This window comes from Vibrio sp. PID17_43 (assembly GCF_002608565.1).
Classification (GTDB): Bacteria; Pseudomonadota; Gammaproteobacteria; order Enterobacterales; family Vibrionaceae; genus Vibrio.
The window spans coordinates 45510-62661 of record NZ_LIXM01000021.1; the positions used below are offsets into that span (position 1 = coordinate 45510).

16 protein-coding genes are annotated in these 17152 nt (G+C 45.0%); 10 read left to right on the forward strand and 6 right to left on the reverse strand.

Features of this window, described 5'->3' with window-relative positions:
* Nucleotides 1-17: 17 nt before the first annotated feature.
* The 3 genes from AK965_RS15185 to AK965_RS15195 all read left to right on the forward strand — a co-directional run bounded on the left by AK965_RS15185 (nucleotide 18) and on the right by AK965_RS15195 (nucleotide 5504).
* Nucleotides 18-1730, forward strand: a complete 1713-nt coding sequence (locus tag AK965_RS15185; RefSeq protein ID WP_172438167.1) for an efflux RND transporter periplasmic adaptor subunit — start codon at nucleotides 18-20, stop codon at nucleotides 1728-1730.
* The gene (locus AK965_RS15190) at nucleotides 1727-4870 is read left to right on the forward strand and encodes an efflux RND transporter permease subunit (protein WP_099080398.1); all 3144 of its coding nucleotides are present in this window, start codon (nucleotides 1727-1729) and stop codon (nucleotides 4868-4870) included. Before AK965_RS15185 ends, AK965_RS15190 begins: the two co-directional genes overlap by 4 nt.
* Before the next feature lie 73 nt (nucleotides 4871-4943).
* Nucleotides 4944-5504, forward strand: coding sequence for a cupredoxin family protein (locus AK965_RS15195; protein WP_099080399.1), 561 nt, complete (start codon nucleotides 4944-4946; stop codon nucleotides 5502-5504).
* Between the two features lie 42 nt (nucleotides 5505-5546).
* On the opposite strand, the gene AK965_RS15200 is transcribed toward AK965_RS15195, so the two are convergent.
* Nucleotides 5547-6878 carry a ferric reductase-like transmembrane domain-containing protein gene (locus AK965_RS15200; RefSeq protein ID WP_099080400.1) on the reverse strand — a complete coding sequence of 444 codons (1332 nt, stop codon included), beginning with the start codon at nucleotides 6876-6878 and terminating at the stop codon, nucleotides 5547-5549.
* Nucleotides 6879-7088: 210 nt separating this feature from the next.
* Here AK965_RS15200 and blaCARB point away from each other — a divergent pair, with 210 nt between their 5' ends.
* Nucleotides 7089-7952, forward strand: coding sequence for a CARB/PSE/RTG family carbenicillin-hydrolyzing class A beta-lactamase (gene blaCARB / locus AK965_RS15205; protein WP_099080401.1), 864 nt, complete (start codon nucleotides 7089-7091; stop codon nucleotides 7950-7952).
* Nucleotides 7953-8026: 74 nt separating this feature from the next.
* On the opposite strand, the gene AK965_RS15210 is transcribed toward blaCARB, so the two are convergent.
* The 4 genes from AK965_RS15210 to AK965_RS15225 all read right to left on the reverse strand — a co-directional run bounded on the left by AK965_RS15210 (nucleotide 8027) and on the right by AK965_RS15225 (nucleotide 12691).
* Nucleotides 8027-8536: a GNAT family N-acetyltransferase gene (locus AK965_RS15210; protein WP_253252705.1), complete on the reverse strand. Its 510-nt coding sequence runs from the start codon at nucleotides 8534-8536 to the stop codon at nucleotides 8027-8029.
* A 63-nt stretch (nucleotides 8537-8599) separates the two neighbouring features.
* The gene (locus AK965_RS15215; protein ID WP_099080403.1) at nucleotides 8600-9763 is read right to left on the reverse strand and encodes a MerR family transcriptional regulator; all 1164 of its coding nucleotides are present in this window, start codon (nucleotides 9761-9763) and stop codon (nucleotides 8600-8602) included.
* A 150-nt stretch (nucleotides 9764-9913) separates the two neighbouring features.
* Nucleotides 9914-10312, reverse strand: coding sequence for an NUDIX domain-containing protein (locus AK965_RS15220; protein WP_099080404.1), 399 nt, complete (start codon nucleotides 10310-10312; stop codon nucleotides 9914-9916).
* 222 nt (nucleotides 10313-10534) lie between these two features.
* Nucleotides 10535-12691 carry a prolyl oligopeptidase family protein gene (locus AK965_RS15225; protein WP_099080405.1) on the reverse strand — a complete coding sequence of 719 codons (2157 nt, stop codon included), beginning with the start codon at nucleotides 12689-12691 and terminating at the stop codon, nucleotides 10535-10537.
* Nucleotides 12692-12976: 285 nt separating this feature from the next.
* Here AK965_RS15225 and AK965_RS15230 point away from each other — a divergent pair, with 285 nt between their 5' ends.
* From AK965_RS15230 to AK965_RS15260, 6 genes are all read left to right on the forward strand, one after another.
* A complete protein-coding gene (locus AK965_RS15230) occupies nucleotides 12977-13402 on the forward strand; it encodes a universal stress protein (RefSeq protein WP_099080406.1) in 426 nt (141 codons plus the stop codon).
* A gap of 379 nt (nucleotides 13403-13781) precedes the next feature.
* Nucleotides 13782-14117 (forward strand): hypothetical protein, encoded by a 336-nt coding sequence (locus tag AK965_RS15240; RefSeq protein ID WP_099080408.1) that lies wholly within the window; start codon nucleotides 13782-13784, stop codon nucleotides 14115-14117.
* 480 nt (nucleotides 14118-14597) lie between these two features.
* A complete protein-coding gene (locus tag AK965_RS15245) occupies nucleotides 14598-15443 on the forward strand; it encodes a patatin family protein (RefSeq protein WP_099080409.1) in 846 nt (281 codons plus the stop codon).
* A gap of 239 nt (nucleotides 15444-15682) precedes the next feature.
* Entirely contained in the window at nucleotides 15683-15895 is a 213-nt protein-coding gene (locus AK965_RS15250; RefSeq protein ID WP_099080410.1) for a cold-shock protein, read from the forward strand.
* A gap of 237 nt (nucleotides 15896-16132) precedes the next feature.
* Entirely contained in the window at nucleotides 16133-16342 is a 210-nt protein-coding gene (locus AK965_RS20740; protein WP_099080411.1) for a hypothetical protein, read from the forward strand.
* A gap of 57 nt (nucleotides 16343-16399) precedes the next feature.
* Complete coding sequence (locus AK965_RS15260; RefSeq protein ID WP_099080412.1) at nucleotides 16400-16540, forward strand: adenosine deaminase; 141 nt, start codon at nucleotides 16400-16402, stop codon at nucleotides 16538-16540.
* Between the two features lie 105 nt (nucleotides 16541-16645).
* On the opposite strand, the gene AK965_RS15265 is transcribed toward AK965_RS15260, so the two are convergent.
* A complete protein-coding gene (locus AK965_RS15265) occupies nucleotides 16646-16963 on the reverse strand; it encodes a LysR family transcriptional regulator (RefSeq protein WP_253252706.1) in 318 nt (105 codons plus the stop codon).
* Nucleotides 16964-17152 lie beyond the last annotated feature (189 nt).

A 17152-nucleotide genomic window follows, 5' to 3' on the forward strand; every position in this document is an offset into this window, starting at 1 on the left:
GAAAATAAGGTATAAAAATGAAAACTTTACAAGTAGCAACCATCGCACTGATTGTTGGTGGAGCTTTAGGGTTTGGTGCGAATCATTTTCTTGTGGGTTCAACTCATGACATGAGTGCAATGGGTGGCGAATCGGCTACCAGTTCCAACGACCCTCTCTACTGGGTTGCTCCAATGGATCCAAACTACAAACGCGACAAACCGGGCAAATCTCCGATGGGGATGGACTTGATCCCTGTTTACGCTGAAGACTTAACTGGCGAACAAAATAAACCAGGGACAGTTACGATTGATCCGTCAGTAGAAAATAACCTTGGTGTAAAAACCGCAAAAGTAACGCTGGAAAAATTATCACCGCGCATTGAGACCGTCGGCTATATCGCCTTCGATGAAAGCCTGTTGTGGCAAACCAACGTGCGTGTTGCTGGTTGGGTTGAGAAACTCTACATCAATGCCGTCGGTGAAAAAGTGAAGAAAGGCGATGTGCTTTTCACCCTGTATTCACCAGAGTTGGTTAAGGCACAAGAAGAATTGCTGAATGCTTACCGCACTGGTCGCAACGGTTTAGTAAAAGGTGCAACAGAGCGTTTGGTGACGCTTGGTGTAGACCGTGGTCAAATAAAATCCATTAGGCGCAGCGGAAAAGCCTCTCAATCCATTGAAATTAAAGCACCGGCTGACGGTGTTATTGCAAGCCTAAACGTGCGTGAAGGTGGCTACCTATCCCCAGCACAAGCGGTGATCAGTGCTGGTCCATTGGACAATGTTTGGGTTGATGGGGAAGTCTTTGAGCGCCAAGCACACTGGATAAAAGCTGGCTCTCAAGCCACGATGACCCTGGATGCGATTCCGGGAAATGAATGGCAAGGCGTGGTGGATTACGTGTACCCAATCCTCGACCCGAAAACACGTACGTTGCGGGTTCGCCTTAAATTTCCTAACCCAAATGGCGCATTAAAGCCAAACATGTTTGCCAACATCGCATTGCAGCCTGTTACTGAAGACGCGGTATTAACCATTCCTAAATCATCCGTTATTCGTTCTGGTGGCATGACTCGCGTGGTTCTGGCAGAAGGTGACGGCAAATACCGCTCTGCCCGAATTGAAGTAGGCCGCGAAGATGGTGAGCAAATCGAAGTATTACAAGGCCTTAAACAAGACGACAAGATTGTCACCTCATCACACTTCATGCTCGATTCTGAATCAAGCCAATCCGCGGATCTCTCTCGCATCAACGGTGTAGAGCCTGCAGCAGAAACTGCTTGGGCAAAAGGTGAAATCACCGATGTGATGGAAGAACACAGTATGCTGACCATTAACCACCAACCTGTACCTGAATGGGGTTGGCCTGGCATGGTAATGAACTTCACTCTTGCTGAGGGCATCGATATCGGTGACTTAAAAAAAGGTCAATCCATTGAATTTGAAATGCAAAAGACTGAATCTGGTCAGTACCAAATCATTGATTACAAATCGGACAAGAGCGTCATTGCAACAGAAGTCTGGCTAACAGGTGACATCACTATGTTGATGGCAGACTTTGGCATGATCACCTTAAATCACCTGCCCGTTGCTGATTGGAACTGGGATGCAGGCGAGATGAACTTCTCCGTTGGTGACGAAGTGGATTTATCTGGCTTTAAAGAAGGCCAGAAAGTTCGATTTCTATTGGAAAAACAAGGGACTGACTACGTTCTGAAGCAACTAGTGGCCGTTGAGGGGCAATTATGATCAATGCCATTATTCGTTGGTCAATCAACAACCGCTTCTTCGTGTTGATCGCGACCTTAGCCCTGGTATTAGGCGGACTTTACAGTGTAAAGAATACGCCTGTTGATGCGATTCCGGACCTTTCTGATGTGCAAGTGATCATCAAGACAAGCTACCCGGGTCAAGCTCCTCAAGTAGTGGAAGATCAGGTTACCTACCCACTAACAACCGCAATGCTTGCCGTACCGGGAGCAGAAACGGTTCGTGGTTACTCTTTCTTTGGCGATTCCTATGTTTATATCATTTTCAACGATGATACCGACATGTACTGGGCACGTTCACGCGTGTTGGAGTACTTAAGCCAGGTAGCACCAAAGCTACCACCGAGCGCAAAACCGACCTTAGGTCCTGACGCGACCGGTGTGGGCTGGGTTTACAGCTACGTTTTACAAGACAAAGCCGGTAAGCACGATTTAGCCGATCTTCGTAGTCTACAAGACTGGTTCTTAAAGTACGAATTGCAAACCGTTGAAGGCGTATCGGAAGTGGCCACCGTAGGAGGCATGGTGAAGCAGTATCAAGTGCAAATTGATCCTGCCAAGCTGCGAGCTTACAACCTCACGCTACAACAAGTGAACATGGCAATCCAAAACGGTAACCAAGAAACCGGCGCGTCCGTAATTGAAGTAGCCGAAGCCGAACACATGGTTCGTACCACGGGTTACCTAACCAGCATCGAAGACATTAAATCGCTCCCTCTGAAAGTCACCGACAAAGGCACGCCACTACTATTGGGTGATATTGCAGACATTAACCTTGGCCCACAGATGCGTCGTGGTATCTCAGAGCTGAATGGCGAAGGTGAAGCCGTTGGCGGCGTTATCGTGATGCGCTTTGGTGAGAACGCAAGTGAGGTAATCGCAAAAGTTAAAGACAAACTCGCAGACCTACAACGCGGTCTACCAGAAGGTGTTGAAATTGTTGCAACTTATGACCGTTCGACTCTGATAGATGCTGCGGTAGAAAACCTATGGAAGAAGCTTGCAGAAGAGTTCATCGTCGTTGCGATTGTGTGTGCACTATTCCTATTCCACATTCGCTCCTCGTTGGTTATCGCTCTTAGCCTGCCGGTCGGTATTCTTACTGCGTTTATCGTAATGCATTGGCAAGGCATTAATGCCAATATCATGTCCCTCGGTGGTATCGCGATTGCCATCGGCGCCATGGTGGATGGTGCAATAGTAATGATAGAGAACGTCCACAAGCACATAGAACGAACACCACTGACCGATAAAAACCGCTGGCAAGTGATTGGCACAGCGGCTGAAGAAGTCGGTGCCCCGCTTTTCTTCTCATTGCTGATCATTACCCTGAGCTTCGTGCCCGTATTTGCCTTAGAAGGTCAAGAAGGCAAGATGTTCTCTCCGCTTGCGTTCACTAAGACTTACGCCATGGCAGCGGCCGCTGGTTTGGCTATCACGCTTGTTCCTGTACTCATGGGTTACTTCATTCGCGGTAAGGTGTTACCGGAGCACAAAAACCCGGTAAACCGTGGCTTGGTCGCATTGTACCGACCACTGTTGAACACCAGTCTGAAATACCCTAAGACCATGATTGTTATCGCCTTAGGTTTGATGGCATCGGCTTACTACCCCACCAGCAAGCTGGGCAGCGAATTCATCCCCCCCCTGGATGAAGGCGACTTGATGTATATGCCGACAACCTATCCGGGTATCTCGATTGGTAAAGCACGTGAGCTTCTACAACAAACCAATAAGCTAATCAAAACCGTCCCAGAAGTACAAACGGTATGGGGCAAAATTGGTCGTGCAGAAACCGCAACTGACCCTGCACCGCTGACCATGATTGAAACCGTGATTCAACTCAAACCTCGCGAACAGTGGCGTGACAGCGTCACAATGGAATCGTTGCGCAAAGAGTTTGATGATCTGGTGAAATTCCCAGGCTTAACCAACGCGTGGGTAATGCCAATCAAAACGCGTATCGACATGCTGGCGACCGGCATCAAGACCCCTATAGGCATTAAGATCGCAGGCCCTGATCTAAAAGTGATTGAAAAGATAGGCTCTCAGTTGGAACCTATTCTTAACAGCGTACAAGGCACGGCTTCTGTTTACGCAGAGCGTGTAGCGGGCGGCCGCTATGTCACAATCGATATTAAGCGTCGTGCGGCAGCACGTTACGGCTTAAACATCAAAGACGTCCAGCAAGTTATCTCCACCGCAGTAGGCGGCATGAATGTGGGTGAAACTATCGAAGGCTTGGAGCGTTATCCAATCAATGTTCGCTACCCACAAGACTACCGTGACTCGGTAGTTAAACTGCAAAACTTACCGTTAGTCACACCAAATGGCGCTCGTATCGCATTGGCTGACGTTGCAGACGTCCATTACGAAGACGGCCCTCCAATGATCAAGACTGAAAACGCGCGCCCAAACGGTTGGGTGTTTGTTGACATCGATGGTCGTGACTTGGGCTCTTACGTCGTGGAAGCGCAACAAGTCGTGGCAGGGCAACTAGAACTTCCTGTAGGTTACTCGCTTGCTTGGTCTGGTCAATACGAATACATGGAGCGTGCAAAAGACCGCTTGAGTGTCGTGGTCCCAATCACCATCGCCATCATTATGTTGTTGCTTTACTTCAGCTTCCGTCGCGTCGGTGAAGTGATGATCATCATGCTTACCCTACCGCTCGCTATGGTGGGTGGTTTGTGGCTAATGCATATCCTCAACTACAACTTCTCGATTGCCGTCGGAGTGGGCTTTATCGCTCTTGCCGGTGTCGCAGTTGAAATTGGGGTCATCATGCTCGTGTATCTCAACCAAGCTTGGTACTACAAAAAGCTCGACGCAGAAGAGAACAAGCAACAACTTGAGGCGAAAGACCTAACCGATGCCATTCGTGAAGGTGCTGGCTTACGTGTTCGCCCTGTAATGATGACGGTACTGACGGTCATTATTGGTCTGATCCCAATCATGTACGGTGAAGGCACAGGGTCAGAAGTGATGCAACGTATCGCCGCGCCAATGATTGGTGGTATGGCATCGGCACTGCTACTGACGCTATTAGTACTGCCAGCCATCTTCAAATTATGGAAACAACATGAACTGAATAAAAGCGAACTAAACAAACGTTCGTAATTAACGCCCTCCCCCCAAAGTCCGAGCACTTCGGGGGAGGTCACCGACTTAGATGCTACAAAGGATATTCACAATGAAAAAAACACTCATTACTCTAGCGCTCACTCTAACAACGACCGGCGCTTTCGCTCAAATGGACCATTCCAATATGGATCATAATAATATGAGCCACGATAATATGGATCATGGCAGCATGAATCATGGTGAAATGGACCACAGCAAAATGGATCACTCCAACATGATGGACATGCCCGGGATGTCCACTGTTGGTATGCCAGCGATGGGAGCAAAACCAGACAAAGTCGTACACGTTATTTTGAGCGATGACATGACGATTAAGTTCAAGAAAGACGTTAAGATTGAGCCAAATGACGTGGTGCAATTTGTGGTAATGAACACAGGTAAAATCAATCACGAATTCAGCATCGGCTCAGCGAAAGAACAATTAGAACACCGTGAAATGATGAAGAACATGAGCGGCGACCACATGCACGACTCAGGTAACGCTGTCACGGTTGAACCGGGCAAAGCAAAACAGCTGCTGTGGCATTTCCACGGCGACAGTAACGTTGAATTTGCGTGCAACATTCCAGGTCATGCGGAAGCTGGCATGGTCAAAAAAATAGAACTCTAGAGAATAAAAAAGAGGCGCAAATTTTACAGCGCCTCTGTTTCTTTAACGCATCACGAATAGCTCTTCGTGATAACGCTTTTCAATATCGAATTGGTACGTATCTAGCTCTTTTTTCAGTGTTTTTGAAAAAGCTTCTGGCCCGCAGAAATACGTTTCATACTGATCCAAATCACCGCATTGTGCGATGATACGTTCAGCATTCAAACGAGGTGATTTCAACGTATCAATCACGTGCAATTTGACGTTTGCTTGGTGCGCTAAGTGCCACAGTTCATCGACCAACTGGCCGTCAATACCACGAGTACAGTAGAACAGATGAATATTGGGATGCGCTATTTGTGCTTTCAGCTCCTCTAAAGCCGCGAAGAAAGAAGCAATCCCCACGCCACCAGCGATCCAGATTTGTGGTTGGTCTAAATCAAACTCTAAACGACCATAAGGGCCTTCAACCATCACCACATCGCCTGCTCGGACTCGTTCATAAAGCCCAGTGGTAAAGTCACCTAGCTCTTTAATTAAGAAACGTAACTCGTTGCTTTCACTACCTGATACGATGGTAAACGGATGAGCATCTTCATCACCAAAGCGTAAATAAGCAAATTGACCCGCTTTGTGGCCTTGCCAAGAAGCTTCCGGTGTTAAAACCAATTCCATGACTTCCGCTTGCGAGAAATAACGTGTAGAAGCCACAATCGCTGAGTGTTTGTTACGGCGTCCGACAAAACCAAGCAAACTATATAGCGCAGAAATCGAGCCAATCACAGCAAAAGCAACGGTCAAATAGTAAATTGGCTCACCCCAGTACGCGCGTTTCAACAGCAGTACGGAATGGACAGCGGTTAGCAGATACGCCACAGACATCAAGCGGTGTGAGAGTTTAAATGGTTTGTACTTCACTGCGCTCGATAAAGAAACCACCAGCAAAACCAATAGCATGTAGAAGCCCCATTCACCCATGCCTTGAGCAAGGCCCCGCAAACCATGAATCCAAGCCTCGATACCAGAGAGGTTACCCGCAGGGCCTTCACCTGAATGTTTTACCGGTCTAGCCATTACACCTGATATTACCAACCATTTTGGTACTTGATACCAAAGCCAGTGCGCCACGCCCAATGCAACACCACCGATACCGAGCCATTTGTGCACTCGATAAGCTTTGTCCATGCCATGCAGCCAGTTTTCCACTATAGGCAGACGCATCGCCAACACCATGGCGATCGACATCAGCATCAGCGACAAAATACCTGAGTATTGGATCAGGGCAGAGCGCCACTCAAAGATATTCGTTGACGAGAAAAGTTGCGGCTCCAGCGTAATCCATAGCAGAGTGATTACGATGACCATTACCCAAGGCATATTGCGGACCATTTTCATGCTGAGGTTCTCCGTTAATCGACAACTTTACTTTAACCAACGAGGTGTAAAGCAACGTCAATAAACGTAAAAGCAGGCAAAGCTTGGCATATGCAAAGATTCCTACAGAAAAAAGACGAAAATCTAACAGTGATTAAAGCATTCACTCGTTATAGTGCTCCTACTTATCGCAAAGTGCGAACCTGATTAAATAACACTAAGAAATCGATAATGAAAAAGCTATTGCTGCTATTTGGACTACTGGCCTTTTCTAGTGCAACTTACGCCGCCCAATTAAATGAGGATCTAGCCGCCATTGAGCAACACATCGCTGGTCGTATTGGCGTGACTGTTTGGGATACCCAGACAGACCAACGTTGGGATTACCGTGGTGACGAGCGTTTTCCGATGATGAGCACATTCAAAACGCTCGCATGTGCCACCATGTTAAACGACATGGATAGTGGCAAATTAGATAAAAATGCCACAGCAAAAGTAGAAGAACGCGACATCGTGGTTTGGTCACCAGTCATGGATCGAATGACAGGACAAACAACACGAGTAGAGCACGTATGTGAAGCGGCAATGCTAATGAGTGACAATACGGCTGCCAATATTGTGTTGCGTAGCGTAGGCGGCCCAAGAGCAGTGACGCTGTTTTTACGCTCTATTGGCGATAAAGCCACACGCTTAGACCGCTATGAACCCGGTTTAAATGAAGCAACACCTGGAGATAAGCAAGACACCACGACACCTAACGCCATGGTAAACACGCTACATACTCTGCTTGAAGGTGAAGCACTGTCGTACGAATCTCGTACCCAACTAAAGATCTGGATGCAAGATAACAAAGTGTCTGACTCTCTGATGCGTTCTGTCTTACCTAAAGACTGGTCGATTGCCGATCGCTCAGGCGCAGGCGGTTTTGGGTCACGTGGTATCACCGCAATGATATGGAAAGAGAACCACAAACCTGTCTTTATCAGTATTTACATCACTGAGACCGATTTATCACTGCAAGCCCGTGATCAAGTGATTGCTAAAATTAGTCAGTTAGTTCTAGAAGAATATATAAACATCCCGAGTGCAGGTTAACGGCTTAACAGTTACCCTATAAAATTCAACGGAGCTTTGAGCTCCGTTTTTATGCTCATCTTGGTGGTAAGAAGTTACCAATAGCTCGGGTTATCTAGACCTTGTACACAAGACGAGCCACCAGCAATTGGCATTAACGTTTCATTCGTCAGTGATTGCGCCAACCAACCGTGCGGGTAACTCAATGCATGTGGTGCTTTGAATTGCTCTTCCGTCACTTGTTGGAAACCAACGCGCGAGTAGAAGCTAGGATCACCATAGGTAAACACGAATTCGATCCCTTGCTGCTTCAAGTGATTAAGACCAAAGCGAATTAAAGCTTGCCCCACACCTTGACCTTGACATTCAGTCAGTGTTGCCATTGGTGACAATAAGTAGCCAACTTCGCCATTTTCAAAACGTAATGGCGTAAACAACACGCCTGCGATTAAGCGTTCACCTTGTTTAGCAACAAAACCTTGAAGCTCTTGCTCTGGTGTTGTGGTCAATAAATCACTGACTAGCGCACCAATCGTTTTACCTTCTGCTTCACCCTCTGAATCAGAGAATGTTTGCGTAAATAGCGCGATCATATCGCCGCTCATTGTTTTCTCGTATGGAGAAAGTGTGTAGTTTATTTTTTTATTAGTCGCTGCGCTCATTTTTTATCAATCTCTTTGTAGGATAAACATCTGATACGCCACTTCATTGCCTCGGCGTTTAACGATGTCTATTTCTCGTTGTATGTCTTTTAGTGCTTGTGATTCCAACATCTCGGCTTTCAAGCTTTGCACTCGTTCATCCAAAGGCTGGTAGTAGTTGTCCCAAGCCTGCTGGCTAATTGGAAACGTCTCTAACACTCGATAACCTGCGGCTGTCGCCTGCGCAATGCGCTTCTCTACACGGCTGACATCTGGGTACTCTTTCTGCCAGAATGCCACCGTGTCTTCGCTTGGCGTTTCTGTATTCCACACCAGATCGCTGACCACTAAAATGCCATCGCCAGCTAACAAAGGACGCCATGCTTTGAATGCGTTTTCTACGCCCATGATGTAAGCGCTACCTTCTGCCCATATTAGCTGGCTAGAACCCTCAGAAAATGGCAGTTCTGTCATGCTAGCGCACACGGTAGTGATGTTGTTACTCAAACCAAGCGCTTGTGCTTTAGCATTTAAGCGTTGCAACGATGGAGCATCGTTATCCACCGCAGTGACATGCGCGTGTTTTGCTAAGGTGCGAGTTGCAATGCCCTGCCCGCAGCCGATTTCAAGAATATCATCAGGTTGCGTTGGCAATAAACTCAGCGCTTTTAACGTATCTTGCTCTGAGCCTGGGCCCCAGAACTCCAAGGTTTCAAATACGCAGAAGAAGTCCGCCATGTAGTCTTCGTGAGTATTCATGTCTTTTGATAACCAACGTAAGTGAAGGGCTTCTTTCTCGCTAAAACCTTGCGTCATTAGCCATTTTAAGTGCGCATCCGGCGCGACTTCATCCAAAGATTCATGCCATTCGGTTAACGGCGTTTCACCAAGCAGTGCCGCCAACAACTGACGCGATTTCTGCTTTTGCTCGATCTCTTCATCAAGCTGCTTGAGCCTCTCTAACATCAATTCGCGGTCTACTTTGGCCTCTAAACACGCTTTGCACTCTTTAAGCGTGAGTCCACCACTTTGCAATTGCTGGACCAAGCGTAAACGTTGTAAATCCGCATCACTATAAACACGGTAGCCATTGCTTAACCGCTGCCCTTTTATCAGTTCGATCTTCTCGTAATAGAGCAATGTGGTGCGAGACAAACCCAGCATCTCTGCCAGTTCCGATATCCGATACATGTTTGTTTCCTCAGCGCTGATAAAAGCATCTTAAACTGTAGAGTTTTAGACAGGTCAACTTTAATTTTGGAAAAAGATTCAAAAAACAAAACGCCCACAATTCACAAGCATTGTGGGCGTTTTAAATTTTGTCAGTGATTTAAAAGCAGGCTAATTCACTAACCCTTGCACAACTAGTTGATGGAACACATCATTGCGGAAAATCGTGCTAATCGAAATGTTATCTACGTTTGAAGAATCCACCCATTTGCACTCTTCGATTTCATTGCTTGCGACAACATGACCAGCATAAGAATCAACAAAAAATACATCCATGATGAGAGTCACGTCGACTTTATCGTGAGCGGGCGCCTCAAAGCGACCAAAAGCCGTTAAGTCACCTTCTCTAACCGCAATACCGACTTCTTCTCGTAGTTCACGACACAACGCTTGTTCTGGTGTTTCACCACTATCAAGTTTCCCGCCCGGAGCGTAGAAGGTGTCTTTGCCTTTTGAACGCAAGACCAACAACGCCCCGTCTTTAATAATTATTCCTGCTGATTTATGCATTTAGATTCCTAAAAACACGACTGAAAACTCGCAGCATTCTACACCCAAGTCATAGACGTCAATACAAATCAGGGCTAATTTTGCCTAATGCCTTATATATTGCCCCATGAAAAATGAAGGTGGGTTCAAAGGAGAATAACTGGCAGCTCAATGTTCATAGAGCTTCGATTTCAAAACAAAAACGCAGCCCGATAAGCTGCGTTTGAGAAGGGAAAGGTACGGTTACAGTTTTTCGACGCCCATATTAAAGAGCGTAAAGCTGTATACATCGGCAGTTTTTTCAATAATTTTACTCGTTGGGGTCCCCGCACCATGGCCAGCATTGGTTTCAATACGGATCAGTGTTGGGTTAGTACCCGCCTGTTTTGATTGCAACTCGGCAGCAAACTTGTAGGAATGTGCCGGAACCACGCGATCGTCATGATCGCCTGTGGTGACCATCGTTGCTGGATACTCAACACCAGGTTTCACATTATGCACAGGTGAGTAATCTTTCAGATATTGGAACATTTCTTTGCTCTGTTCCGAGGTGCCGTAGTCATACGCCCACCCAGCACCAGCAGTGAAAGTGTGGTAGCGCAACATATCCAATACACCTACCGCTGGCAGTGCCACTTTAAACAGTTCTGGACGTTGCGTCATTACGGCTCCAACAAGCAAACCACCGTTCGAACCGCCATTGATCGCCAGCTTTCCCTTAGATGTGTAATCTTTATCGATAAGGAATTCTGCTGCTGCAATAAAGTCATCGAACACATTTTGCTTGTGCATCTTTGTACCAGCGTTGTGCCACTCTTTGCCATACTCGCCGCCGCCACGAATGTTGGCTACCGCATAAATGCCACCGAGCTCTAGCCACGCCGCTCGGCTTGGGCTGAAGTAAGGCGTTAAGCTGACATTAAAACCACCATAACCATACAAGATAGTCGGAGCTGTGCCGTCTATTGGCGTCCCCTTCTTATAGGTAATGATCATCGGAATCCTAGTGCCATCTTTGGATTTGTAGAACACTTGCTGAGATTCAAATTGTTCTGGTTTGAATGGCGCATCGGATTTGTGGTAGATCGTGCTGTCTCCGTTTTCTATGCCTAGGCGATAGGTGGTGCTAGGCGTCTTGTAGTTGGTGAAAGTGTAATAGACTTCTGCATCCTCTTTCTTACCCCAAAAGCCGTAAGCACTGCCGATGTCTGGCAGTTTGATTTCTCGAATGAGCTTACCGCTCATATCGTATTGTTTGACCATGGATAACGCATCCACGATATAGCTCGCAAACAAAGTGCCACCCGCGGTCGATGGTTTAAGCACATTGTCTGTTTCTGGAATTAAGTCGTTCCAATGGTTCGGTTGTGGGTTACTCGCATCCACCGTCACGACCCGTTTATTAGGCGCATCGAGGTTGGTCACCAAATACAATGTGGTACCTTTGTTATCAATTACCCAAGTGTCAGATTCGGTATTATCCACAATGGTTTGCAGCGCACTGTCTGGCTTAGTCAGATCTTTAAAGAACAGCTTATTACCCGAAGTTGAAGTACTTGCTGAAATAAACAAATATCGTTGATCATCAGAGGTATAGCCGCGAATGTATCTGTGTTTCTCTGACTCTTTACCACCGAAGATAAGCTTATCTTCACTCTGCTTGGTACCCAGTTTGTGGTAATAAAGTTTGTGCTGATCCGTTTTCGCTGACAGCTCACTTCCCTCAGGTTTGTCGTAACTCGAATAGTAGAAACCATTGTTACCTAGCCAGTTCACACCACTGAATTTAATGTCTACTAGCGTCTCACCCACGGGCTGCTTAGTTTCCGTATTGAGAACGATCACTTTTCGCCAGTCGCTGCCCCCCTCTGAAATACTGTACGCCACTAGAGATCCATCTTTGGTGAAGCTCACATTTGCCAATGAGGTGGTGCCATCTTCGCTAAAGGTGTTGGGATCGAGAAAAACGTCAGGCTCACCATTGCCGAATTGACGATAAAGGACGTCCTGATTCTGTAAACCATCGTTCTTATAGAAGTAGGTGTATTTGCCTTCTTTAAATGGTCGTCCTAGTTTTTCGTAATCCATCAACTTGGTTAGGCGCGCTTCAATCAGCTTGCGATATGGCACTTGCTCTAGGTAATCAAATGTCACTTGATTTTGGGCTTTTACCCAATCAGAGGTCTCTTTGCTGCGGTCATCTTCTAGCCAGCGGTACGGATCGCTCACGTTGGTGCCAAAGTACTCATCAACCACATTAACTTTTTTGGTCATTGGATACTTCAGTGCCATTTCATGCACATGTTCAACCAACTGTTGCGTTGCATCTTCTGCAAGCACAGTGGATGAGACGCCCGTCATCGTAACGGCAGTAAACAGTGCTAAGGTTTTATTTTTCATAGACTTCCATTTCTTTTTTAAGGTCTTCTGTAACGCATCATGCATCTTACAAACTGTACTACAGATTGGGGGCATGGTTCCAACTCATTCAACTAAGAAAGAAACAAGCGGTTATTTTCATTGCGCACTAGTCCCCGCGAAATGAGTACGTCCGAAAGACTCTCTCTATGCAATGTAACATGATAATTTGACAAAACTTTAAGCAGTTTCGAGCTCTTCTCGGCACATTTTTTTCTGAAGCCATACTATGCTTAAGATAAATGCAATGTACGTAAGGGCGTGGCTATGAAATACAAACATATTCTTGTCGCACTGGAACTGTCTGATGAGAGTACTGTGTTGATCGATAGAGCTGTTTCAATGGCAAACTATCTCGGTTCCGAGATTTCATTTATTCACATTGACGGTACACACGGCGAGATTTATCCAGAGCTAGTCGACATCGTAAAATACCCTGACAACAGACCGCTAAGCGAACATTCAATGGAGTGCTTGAGAAGCTTCGGTGACTACATAGATCACCCACTTAAACGTTTTTTGGTTGGGACTGGTGACTTAGCGGATAAACTTGAAATCACCATCAAAGAAGAAGAAGTCGATTTGCTCATTTGTGGGCACCACCACGACTTCTGGAGCAAAATTATTTCTTACTCAAGACATCTCATCAATAAATGCCCGGTAGATATTTTAGTCGTGCCGATTCACGATTAAATCGACAAGAAAGCCGTCTACTGCAGGGCGGCTTTTAAATTAAGCCGCGCATTTCGTTCCACTCCCCTAAACTTCCTCTAAAAATAACCCCTATTCTGTTCACCCAGTACGCAATTCCAACTTCAGCGCAACAAACGTTGCTTGTTATGTTGACCAATTTATTTTGTTTGTCGCATCCAAGAGCTGACCATATCATTCGCCGCATGAAGGAATGAGATTCCTTTTTATGCTCTTTAATAATCAAATGCCGCACTTCTAAGTAGTCCATGACCTACAAAAGTAAAAGTTCCATTTTTTTCCAGTTTTCACTTTTACAACCACTGAGTAGATCATTTAACGCTTTGTTCTACACAACAGTCTATTCATGTAGGAATTTATCGTGGATAAATATCAAGCTGCTTACTCAAAACGTGTAGAAAAGCTAAAAGGCAACCGTTCGCCAAAAACTATTGCTCGCCTTTCTGCGTGGGATGCGTTTTTTAACAAAGAATATGAAATGCAAGACCTTGAGTCTCAAATGGCAGATTCGGCACGTAAACATTACGAGAAATCTGATGTAAAAAATGAAATTAGCTTTGGTTCATTCAAACGCTCGTTCTACAACGAATCGATCGTGATTTACGATTTAACCGATGGCGCATCAATTCAAAAAGTGTTCACGCCATTACTTGCGTTAACCGCGTTATGGGTAATGTTTGTGTATTTCTCACATTGATGATAAACCTGATAAATAAGCACTATTGGTACTGTACTGTTTACTCTGCTAATGATAACAAGTTGAGGGTTTGGGGATGAAAAAATATATAACGCGGCATTTGGATACGGCTTCAAGCTCTATCAGGAAGCCAATGGGTTCGTTTACCCAATCTACGAGAAGGCGTTTATTCTTAAATGCCTAAAATAACTCTTCTCTTACTTGCAACAACGGCCGGCGCCGGAGTCACCGGAGCGGCATTCTGTGTTGGCATCACCTACGCCTTTACACAACTGCCAATAACGCAAATTATATCAAGCTTATAATTCTAAAAAGTAGAGCATTTCGGTGCTCTGCTTTTTTACTATTTCCCCCTCAGCAAAGCTCAAAAGCGTTCCCACGCCACATTATGATGACCATCGTTCGATTTCCTCTTCCCTAAATTGGCTCAGATCTATTAAGCTACTTTCCCAATAAAAGGATAGTTAACGGAAGGATCGGATGAAACTGGTAGGCCCTCATGCACTGATTGTTGAAGGTGGCGCAATGCGCGGCGTATTTTCATGCGGCATACTCGATCGTTTTCTAACCGAAAATTTTTCTCCATTCGACAGTTTTTGGGGAGTATCTGCTGGAGCCAGTAATCTAGCGGCTTACCTAGCTAAAATGCCAGGCAGAAATCTGAAGATTTATCTCGATTACAGCTTACGCAAAGAATTCATCTCACCAACTCAATTGCTGCGTGGCGGAGATATGATGGATTTGGACTGGATATGGGAAATCACACTAAATGAGCTTGGTATTGATCATACCACTCTCGCTGCAGACCCTCGGCCTTTCTTCCTTGGTGTGACTCGCCAAGATAACGGACAAGCCGAGTATCATACTCCCACAATCGATATGCTGGCTGAAACGATGAAAGCAAGCAGTGCACTGCCGATTCTTTACCGTAACGGCGTCACATTAGGCAAGACAAAATACGTCGATGGGGGAGTTACAGATGCCATTCCAATTGCAGAAGCCATTAAAAGAGGTGCAACTAAAATCATGATCCTCCGAAGCCGTCCAGCCAGTTATCGTAAATCAAAAAGCAAGTTTAATGCTCTCACTAAACGCATGTTAAAAGATACGCCAGCGTTAATTGAGCCAATGCTCACTCGCCATATTCGCTACAACCAGTCCTTACAACTTATTCAGAATCCCCCTGTGGGCGTAGAGATCATTCAAGTTTGTCCTCCAGAGACTTTTAGGCTTAAACGCCTCAGTCGTTCTCCTGAACCATTGCATGATGCCTATAAGCTAGGTATTATCGCTGGAAGAGACGCCATCGCTCGGTGGAATAACTAATTAAAGTTAGTTAAATATAATTTAAAATAATTGTAGCTATTTTTTAAACACCCTGTATAGTGCGCTCTGGCTCTTAGAAAAGAGCTGTTAATGCTACATTTAGTTTAAGTTCCCTCTCAGTACCCCCCTGAATCACTCAATTCAGACACCTGCGTAAAACTTCCTCTTGATTGCACATTCAATAGCTTAAAAAAGAACCATCATAATTCATATATTTTTGTTTAAATTCAGAGGTTTTTATGTCTGGTAAAGTAACTGGTTCAGTAAAATGGTTCAACGAAACTAAAGGTTTCGGTTTTCTTTCTCAAGACAATGGCGGTCAAGATGTATTCGTACACTTCAACGCTATCGTTGCTGACGGTTTCAAAACGTTGACTGAAGGTCAGAAAGTAAGCTTTAACGTAGAAGATGGTAAAAAAGGTCCTCAAGCGACTGAAGTTACCCCTCTATAATATCGCTTTTCTTGGTGCTGCATGTCCATGCGGCACCAAACTCTCTCCCCTTCAAAATGTCTCACAACCAACACTAAGCAAACATTTTTGCTTGGCTTAATGCTGCCTACAATAAGTTAGGTGCTATATATTTATTAAATTATTTTTAGGAAAGATTATGTCTAAAAGAACAAGTCGTCAAAAACACTGGTTTCAATTATTGAACAAAGAAAAAATATCCAAGAAACAGGAGATTAAATGTTAGAGATTGAATTCAATTTAACAAAGCCGAATATTTCTTGGTGTGCCAAAATACACCAACTCAATAGTGATATTTTAAGACGACACATACTAAGAAAACTTCAATCTGCTTGCTATCTCATTGATTTTAAATATTGTGAGAAAACTCACTCAGGTAGCATACTGTGTGACTCGGGTTCAAAGTTAGGAAGTTTTACTATCAAGTAAATCCATTTTAATGCATTAATATAGTATTGAAATACAGCAAATTTAAAAGGTACTCAAATGGCTAGAAAAAGTAAAAAACAGGTAGCACAGGAAAAGAAAGAATCTGAGCAAAGCGAAGCAATTTTAAAACAACAAACACGCCGAAAAATTGAAGATATCATGGAGCAAAGAGCATTTGATAAATTGTTTGAACTCTAATAAGCGAACCCTCCATTTTCTGTTCTTTATTCCTCTCAGCTAAATATCGATGTGCAAGGTATCGCCACCCCTTCTCAGTTCACAATGAGTAATGCACAATTAACTTTAAGCCAACCCACTCAAAGAAGAAATGACAAAGCGTTTATTGCATTCCAGCGGCTCAAACCTTGAGTGCTCTGGCTGCATGTACGCGATATTTTCCACAGCACTCGCGAGCGTCGGGTCGATTTGAGCAAAAACCGTTGGCGCAACACCGTGACTCTCACAAAAAAATAACGCATCACTAAACACCTTCCTTAGTCTTACCACAGCTTGGCTTACCGCTGACTGGCTTACGACTAACCGTAACGCCGCTTTGGTGCAATTTCTCTCTTCCATTATCGCGACAAACGTGGGGATTAAACTGTAATCTGAGTGCTTCATACTTAATGTTAACCAAGAAAAATAACCACTAAAATAAGTTTAACTTAAATTATATATAAACCAACTTATAGAGGTTTTTATACTATTTTGCGAATGTGATGACGAACTAGAAACAATAATCACCCGCTCAACGTTTACCCTCTTAACATCGACAAAAGGGATAACTATGAACGTCATAAAAGCCATAGG

What these genes read in the sequence shown, in the direction of transcription:
- AK965_RS15210 (WP_253252705.1), bottom strand. Translation starts at nt 8,536, where the DNA reads ATGAGCGGCGATATGATCGCGCTATTTACGCAAACATTCTCTGATTCA.
- AK965_RS15245 (WP_099080409.1), top strand. Translation starts at nt 14,598, where the DNA reads ATGAAACTGGTAGGCCCTCATGCACTGATTGTTGAAGGTGGCGCAATG.
- AK965_RS15190 (WP_099080398.1), top strand. Translation starts at nt 1,727, where the DNA reads ATGATCAATGCCATTATTCGTTGGTCAATCAACAACCGCTTCTTCGTG.
- AK965_RS15230 (WP_099080406.1), top strand. Translation starts at nt 12,977, where the DNA reads ATGAAATACAAACATATTCTTGTCGCACTGGAACTGTCTGATGAGAGT.
- AK965_RS15220 (WP_099080404.1), bottom strand. Translation starts at nt 10,312, where the DNA reads ATGCATAAATCAGCAGGAATAATTATTAAAGACGGGGCGTTGTTGGTC.
- AK965_RS15185 (WP_172438167.1), top strand. Translation starts at nt 18, where the DNA reads ATGAAAACTTTACAAGTAGCAACCATCGCACTGATTGTTGGTGGAGCT.
- AK965_RS15200 (WP_099080400.1), bottom strand. Translation starts at nt 6,878, where the DNA reads ATGAAAATGGTCCGCAATATGCCTTGGGTAATGGTCATCGTAATCACT.
- AK965_RS20740 (WP_099080411.1), top strand. Translation starts at nt 16,133, where the DNA reads ATGTTAGAGATTGAATTCAATTTAACAAAGCCGAATATTTCTTGGTGT.
- blaCARB (WP_099080401.1), top strand. Translation starts at nt 7,089, where the DNA reads ATGAAAAAGCTATTGCTGCTATTTGGACTACTGGCCTTTTCTAGTGCA.
- AK965_RS15260 (WP_099080412.1), top strand. Translation starts at nt 16,400, where the DNA reads ATGGCTAGAAAAAGTAAAAAACAGGTAGCACAGGAAAAGAAAGAATCT.
- AK965_RS15215 (WP_099080403.1), bottom strand. Translation starts at nt 9,763, where the DNA reads ATGTATCGGATATCGGAACTGGCAGAGATGCTGGGTTTGTCTCGCACC.
- AK965_RS15250 (WP_099080410.1), top strand. Translation starts at nt 15,683, where the DNA reads ATGTCTGGTAAAGTAACTGGTTCAGTAAAATGGTTCAACGAAACTAAA.
- AK965_RS15195 (WP_099080399.1), top strand. Translation starts at nt 4,944, where the DNA reads ATGAAAAAAACACTCATTACTCTAGCGCTCACTCTAACAACGACCGGC.
- AK965_RS15265 (WP_253252706.1), bottom strand. Translation starts at nt 16,963, where the DNA reads ATGAAGCACTCAGATTACAGTTTAATCCCCACGTTTGTCGCGATAATG.
- AK965_RS15225 (WP_099080405.1), bottom strand. Translation starts at nt 12,691, where the DNA reads ATGAAAAATAAAACCTTAGCACTGTTTACTGCCGTTACGATGACGGGC.